The sequence below is a fragment of the Terriglobales bacterium genome, from assembly GCA_035651655.1.
Classification (GTDB): Bacteria; Acidobacteriota; Terriglobia; order Terriglobales; family Acidobacteriaceae; genus DASRFG01.
The window spans coordinates 125,813-132,294 of record DASRFG010000037.1 but is presented as its reverse complement, the minus strand read 5'-3'; the positions used below and the strand labels follow the sequence as shown (position 1 = coordinate 132,294).

The 6,482-nt window shown below is 57.1% G+C and carries 8 protein-coding genes; all 8 read right to left on the bottom strand.

The window, feature by feature from the left end; genetic code table 11:
* Positions 1–298: 298 nt before the first annotated feature.
* The 8 genes from VFA76_17865 to VFA76_17830 all read right to left on the bottom strand — a co-directional run bounded on the left by VFA76_17865 (position 299) and on the right by VFA76_17830 (position 6,461).
* Positions 299–679: a hypothetical protein gene (locus VFA76_17865; GenBank protein HZR33716.1), complete on the bottom strand. Its 381-nt coding sequence runs from the start codon at positions 677–679 to the stop codon at positions 299–301.
* A gap of 76 nt (positions 680–755) precedes the next feature.
* Positions 756–1,058: a hypothetical protein gene (locus VFA76_17860; GenBank protein HZR33715.1), complete on the bottom strand. Its 303-nt coding sequence runs from the start codon at positions 1,056–1,058 to the stop codon at positions 756–758.
* A gap of 73 nt (positions 1,059–1,131) precedes the next feature.
* Positions 1,132–1,617 (bottom strand): bifunctional nuclease family protein, encoded by a 486-nt coding sequence (locus VFA76_17855; GenBank protein HZR33714.1) that lies wholly within the window; start codon positions 1,615–1,617, stop codon positions 1,132–1,134.
* Positions 1,618–1,692: 75 nt separating this feature from the next.
* Positions 1,693–3,021, bottom strand: coding sequence for a tRNA (N6-isopentenyl adenosine(37)-C2)-methylthiotransferase MiaB (miaB, locus tag VFA76_17850; GenBank protein HZR33713.1), 1,329 nt, complete (start codon positions 3,019–3,021; stop codon positions 1,693–1,695).
* 114 nt (positions 3,022–3,135) lie between these two features.
* Entirely contained in the window at positions 3,136–3,705 is a 570-nt protein-coding gene (gene pdxT / locus VFA76_17845; protein HZR33712.1) for a pyridoxal 5'-phosphate synthase glutaminase subunit PdxT, read from the bottom strand.
* Between the two features lie 151 nt (positions 3,706–3,856).
* Positions 3,857–4,774, bottom strand: coding sequence for a pyridoxal 5'-phosphate synthase lyase subunit PdxS (gene pdxS, locus VFA76_17840; protein HZR33711.1), 918 nt, complete (start codon positions 4,772–4,774; stop codon positions 3,857–3,859).
* Between the two features lie 158 nt (positions 4,775–4,932).
* Complete coding sequence (locus VFA76_17835) at positions 4,933–5,391, bottom strand: PaaI family thioesterase (protein ID HZR33710.1); 459 nt, start codon at positions 5,389–5,391, stop codon at positions 4,933–4,935.
* A gap of 92 nt (positions 5,392–5,483) precedes the next feature.
* A complete protein-coding gene (locus VFA76_17830; protein ID HZR33709.1) occupies positions 5,484–6,461 on the bottom strand; it encodes a glycosyltransferase family 2 protein in 978 nt (325 codons plus the stop codon).
* Positions 6,462–6,482 lie beyond the last annotated feature (21 nt).

Genomic DNA, 6,482 nt, shown 5'->3' with positions numbered 1-6,482 from the left:
GTCGCAAAAGGCCGAAAAACGAAGCCGCATTATAGGACTCCGCTAGCCAAATCTGTATCGGGGAAAGCCCGTCCGCAAATTGGTGTTGCAAGTGTTGCAAATTTTTGTCGCTGGTCCGGACTGGCCTTAGGCCCTCACCGTCCCTAGCGCCTCAGTTACAGCTATTTGAAAAAGTGAATCCAGGTGCAAGCCATCCCCACACCTGTAAAACCGATTACCGCAAGCACAACAATTACGGCCGCGATTGTGACCAGGTAATGCCTCAGCGGCGTTGGCGTCCAAATGGTCTGCATGGCCGTTACGCCACGAAGCTCTGCCGCTCAAGGCTCTCAAGCAGTGATTCCGCATCACGCCGGAAATCTGCGGGTAGAGAGCCAGAGCGAAGCATTCTGGTTATTTGTGGAATGAGCATTTCCACGTCACGCGGCCGCAACAGCAGCGAGTACAAGCCGCAATCGTTGCCGATGGGCGCGGAGTGGTTTAAGTCAACCGAGTGTTGAACGAGCCAATTTTGCAGATCGGTTGGTGTGGAAAAATCAGCCGTGCCAAAGCCCAGGACTTGCGTTTCTGTGCTTGGACCAGGCCGCACCAGGCGGTAGGCCATGACGGAAACCCCGTACTTCAGGACTACGGCCGTGACTGGTTTTTTTGGGGTACTGCCAGACAGGAGTACAGCCATTTTGGGGAGTCGCTTTCCGTCCCCTGATGCAATGTCCGATAACAGGTATTATGTAAAGTTACCGACGCCAGCAGGGCTAGCCAAGTATCTGGCCCAGGTCGGCTTTGAAGCGCTCCAGGGTTTTCAGGCGCTCGGGCGTGGCCTCGACCACCTCGGACTTCCACTGAAATACCTGCCGGCCGTCTTTCTCGACTAGAACGCCCATGATTTCCCCCATCTGCCAGCCTGGCGTACCCAGAAACTTCAGGCCGTCGGGTGAGGCTTCGAGGAGCGCGACGCAGTTGTCGCGAACGACGCCAATGGCTTTGGGGAAACGCTCAAATGTGCGCAGTTCGAAACCGGCGAGATAGATGCGCTGGAGTTGGTCGGCGGGATCCATGAGGCATGGGGTAATCGGGAAATGTTAAATGGGTAATTGAAAAACCGGACCTCGTTTTGCCCTTACCCAATGGCTACATCTTGTATCGGCCGAGGTCTTCGTCGTTCAGGTTCTCCAGCCACTTGCGGAGTTCCTCGCTGGAGACGCGGTCGGAGACGGAGTTGGCGAGCTTGGAAGTTTTGAGAACGTCGTCTTCCACGAAGATGGGACAATCCACGCGCAGAGCCAGGGCGAGAGCGTCTGAAGGGCGTGAATCGACGCTGATAACGCGGCCATCCCGTTCCAGCCAGATCACGGCGAAGAAGGTGTCCTCGCGAAGCTCAGTAACGACAACCTTGTGGACTGCGGTATCCAGGCCGACGAGAACATTCTTAATGAGGTCGTGAGTCATGGGCCGGGGGGTGGTGACTTTTTCTATCTCAAGGGCGATAGCGTTGGCCTCGTAAATTCCCACCCAGATGGGGAGCACACCTTCGCCGGCAACGTCCTTCAGGATCACGATGGGCATGTTAGTGACGGGATCCATCATGAGCCCGCGAATTTTCATCTCTACTTCCATCGTGTCCCTCCAGACGCCAGGAGCCCCGGTTTTCGCGGCCCACAACAGTATTAGACGCCGAACTCAGCCAGCTTGTTACGCCACCATCTCTCCAACCAAACTGTTGGGAAAGCTTTGAGTGACCCGCACCTGAACGTAGCCGCCAACTGCGGGTGAATGCCCACCAAGGGTGGTGAAGTTTAGCACTTTATTCTGAGAAGTGCGCCCAATCCACTGTTCGCGCGCCTGATTCTTCCCTTCAACCATCGCTTCCAGAAGTTCGCCAATATGCCTCTGGTTGTTATGCTTCTGAATTTCTTTTTGACGGTCCATCAAAACAGAGAGGCGGCGGGATTTCTCCTCATCGGGAATGTGATCAATAAACTTGAGTGCCGGAGTATTAGGCCGCGGCGAGTACTTGAAGGTGAAGACGCTGTCGTAGCCCACGTCATTGAGCAAGGAGAGGGTCGCTTCAAAATCCTGCTCGGTTTCGCCGGGGAAACCAACAATCATGTCGGTAGTGATGCTGAGTGGCCGACGCGCCGCCTTTATCCAGGTGATGCGTTCGAGATACTGCTCGCGCGAGTACAAACGCTGCATCAGGCCGAGTACTCGGGTGGAGCCGCTTTGCACCGGCAGGTGCACGTGATCGCAAAGGGTAGGGACGGAATCTATAGCTTCGACGATGTCGCGTCCGAAGTCCCGCGGATGAGAGGTGGTGAAGCGCACGCGACGAATTCCTGGAACTTGCCCCACTGCGGCCAGCAGTTCCGCAAAGGTCTTTCTACCGGACGGATCATGATAGGAATTTACGTTTTGTCCCAGGAGCTGAATGTCGGTGTAGCCGAAATCGGCCATGCGACGAGCTTCCTCGAGCACGGAATCGGCTGTACGGCTGCGCTCTTTGCCGCGAGTGTAAGGAACAACGCAGAAGGCGCAGAATTTGTCGCAGCCTTCGATGATGGTGATGTACCCGCGATGCGGATTGCTGCGGGCGGTGAACTCGGTCTCAAAAGTTTCGTCTGTCTGGCGGTCGTCAAGTCCGGTTACCCGCCGGTTCCCTGCCTCGAGCTGGACCAACATCTGCGGCAGATTGCGATAAGATGCCGAGCCGCTTACCAGCGAGACGTAGGGCGCCCGGTCAAAAATTTTCTCGCCTTCCTGTTGAGCCACACAGCCCAGGACGCCGAATTTCTTGCCCTGGGCGGCGAGCTTTTTGAAATCGGCAAGACGATGGAAGACTTTCTGCTCCGCCTTGTCGCGGATGGAGCAGGTGTTGTAAAGGACCAGTTCAGCCGCTTCTACTGACTGCACCTGCTGATAACCCTGCGCCATGAGCGTTCCGATGACCTTTTCCGAGTCATGGACGTTCATCTGGCAGCCGAAGGTTTCAATGTAAAAAGTTCTATTAGGGCCCACTGCCATATAGGGCAAGTATAACTCCCACCGCGCAGGTTCGTGCGCTGGCTTGCCCTATCGTGCTTGCGTGGTAAACGAGGCTGGCGGCCATTCAACGGACTTGTTAGTCGGGCGGTCAGGCTATTTCGAGCCGTTACGCACCAGAGCGAGGAAGGCTTTATGCACGCGGTTGTCTTCGCTGAGCTCGGGATGGAAAGTGGCGGCCATTACTCTTCCCTGCCGGACGAGCACGGGGTCATTGCCCTCGCTGGCAAGTACTTCCACGCCTTTGCCGAGGCGTTCAATTTTGGGTGCGCGGATAAAGACCATTTCCAGCGGGTCGGCGCCGAGCTGGGTCTGGCCCGAGCGGATGGAGCTTTCTAGCTGCCGTCCGTAGGCGTTTCGGCGAACGCGAATATCGAGGGCGCCCAGGCCGACTTGTTTGGGATTCTCGACCTCTGTGGCGAGCAGGATGGCACCGGCACAGGTCCCGAAGGTCGGTTTGGCGCGAACAAACTGCTTGAGTTTTTCAAATCCCTGCTCACCGAGGACCTTGAGGAAAGTGCTGGATTCACCACCCGGAATGATGAGCGCGTCCACATCGTCGAGCTGCTCCGGCTTGCGTACCAGGACGGCTTCAGCGCCGAGTTCTTCTACACGGCGGCGGTGGGCATCGAAATCACCTTGGATGGCAAGTACGCCAATTTTCATAAAACCGTTTCACCACCAACGCGAAGGAGCACTAAGGGAAAACCAGGGAATGCGATTAGTTTGACCGGCGCGTCCCCCCAGAGTGCTGAATAATAGCGGGCCCGCGGTGTGAGCTTATCCCTCGAGTGGCATCTTGCCGGGCGCGCGCAGCTCACCAACCCCGTTTTTGCATCATGTCGGAGTCGGCGATGGCGGCCACGGCCAGGCCTTTCATAGCGCCCACCAGGTCCTCACTGACTTCAAGTAATACTTTAGGGTCGTTGTAGTGGGTGGTGGCACGCACAATGGCACGGGCGCGGCGCGCGGCCTCTTCGGGAGGCGCGAAGGTGGTGGAATCCTTCATGAAAATGCCTGATCCTACAAAGACGGCTTCGGCGCCAAGCTGCATGACCAGGGCTGCATCCGCGGGAGTGGCAAGACCGCCGGCGGAAAAGTTGGGTACAGGCAGCTTCCCAGTCTTCGCCACAAGGCGGACAATTTCGACCGGCGCCTGCAGCTCTTTCGCCCGGGCATAGACCTCTTCGTCGCGCAACACGGTCAGCTCGCGCATTTCCTTGACGATCTGGCGCATGTGCTTCACCGCGTGAACCACGTCACCGGTACCGGCTTCACCTTTGGTGCGAATCATAGCTGCGCCTTCGGCAATGCGCCGCAAGGCTTCGCCTAAGTTGCGCGCCCCGCAAACGAATGGAACGCGAAAGGCGTGCTTATCTACGTGGTGGGCTTCGTCAGCGGGGGTAAGTACTTCGGATTCGTCAATGTAGTCAACCCCCAGCTCTTGCAGGATTTGTGCTTCGGCGAAGTGGCCGATACGGCACTTGGCCATCACGGGAATGGAAACCGCCTCCATGATCTCGCGAATTTTCTTGGGCGAAGCCATGCGGGCCACGCCGCCTTCGGCGCGGATCTGCGCCGGCACCCGCTCCAGCGCCATTACTGAAACCGCGCCCGCGCGCTCGGCGATTTCCGCCTGCTCGGCGTTGGTGACGTCCATGATGACGCCGCCTTTGAGCATCTCCGCCAGGCCGGTCTTCAGCCGCAGGTTGCCGCTGCCATTGGTCTCAGACATAACTTGCCCCTTCCATCCCAACCTTCATTTTACAGGCGAAAATAGCAGATTAGAACCCCCTTAGAGTAGGGACAGATGCCGTGCGACGATTGAGATACAGGGGGATCACAGGGCTGAAGCTTGAGTGACCGGGTGATTCAATCATCACAAATGCCGGTTTAGAGATGCTTTTTGAACATCTTCTCGGCATCAACCGCGATAAAAGTCCCGCGGCTGCGGGCCAGTATTTCGCTGCGCTGGTTCAGGATGGCAGCGGCATTGATGTGACGCCGACCGCGCACGCTTACTTCGTGCGACTCAACCCGCAGCGGCTTGCCTAGCGGCACGGGCTTCAGGTACTGCACCGAAATTTCTGAGGTCAATGCGATCACGTTGTGGATTTTGTTCACCTTGCCCATGGCCTCGTCGAGGATGGTGGCGATGATGCCGCCGTGGGCGTGTCCGGGCGGGCCGGTGAAGCGTTTGCTCAGGCGAAAGCGGCAAAGAAAGCGCTTCCCTGCCTCGTCATAGGAAAACTTGAGACGCATTCCGTCGGGATTGTTCTTGCCGCAACCAAAGCAGTAATTCTTCTGCATCCGTACGTAGGCGGTACCGTGACCCGAGCCTCTCCTGGCCATTGAAAGAGAGTAACAGGTGAGAGCAAGCGATTGAGGGATTGAATCATTGCGATGAATCAATGAGTCAATGATTCATTTGCCTAATGATGCAATTATTCAGAAACGCTGTGTTCTTCGCTTTGGGCGCGAAGCACCCGATCAACTGCGTAAGGAGCGCGACGGGCGGGCTCGTGATAGTGGCGGACCTGCATTTCGCCGAGTAGTCCAAAAGCCAGCAACTGGATTCCGGCGAGAATGAGCACGGCGGCGAACACCATTAGAGGGCCGTGCTGGGTCATGATCTGGGTACCGTAGAGAAGTTTTTTAGCGATCAGCAGACCCGAGAAGGTGGCGCCCGTCAGCATGCTGAGCAATCCCAGGCTGCCGAAGAAATGCAGTGGCCGGGAAAGATAGCGCAGCAGGAAGCGGATGGTAATCAGGTCAAAGAAGACACGGAAGGTGCGGGAAAGACCGTAGTGCGACTCGCCGCGCTCGCGATTGGTGTTGCGGATGGGCACTTCGCAAATGGATGCCCCCTGCCATGACGCCAATGCGGGAATGAAGCGATGCAGTTCGCCATACAACGGGACGTTCTCGAGAATTTCGCGGCGATAGGCTTTGAAGGTTGTGCCGAAATCATGGATGTTCACCTGGCTGACGCGCGCCATTAGCCAGTTGGCACAGGCGGACGGAATTCGGCGCAGCCAGAGATTGTCAATCCGGCGCTTGCGCCAGCCGCTCACGATGTCGTAACCCTCGGCGATTTTCTCCAGGAACATCGGGATGTCGGCGGGATCGTGCTGCAGATCGCCATCCATGGCGATGATGTACTGTCCGCGCGAATGGTCGAAGCCCGCGGCAAGCGCAGAAGTCTGTCCGAAATTGCGGCGCAGCTTGACGACGGTGACGCGGCTATCAACCGCCTGAATTTCTCGCAGCAATGAAAACGTTCCATCCACGCTGCCGTCGTCCACGAACACAAGTTCGAAGGGCTCGCCCGTGGTTTCCATCGTTGCCTTCAGACGGTCGTAAAGTTCGGTAACGTTCTCCTGCTCATTGTGCAGGGGGACGACGATGGAATATTTGGGCACGATGCAGTCATTATAAACCTA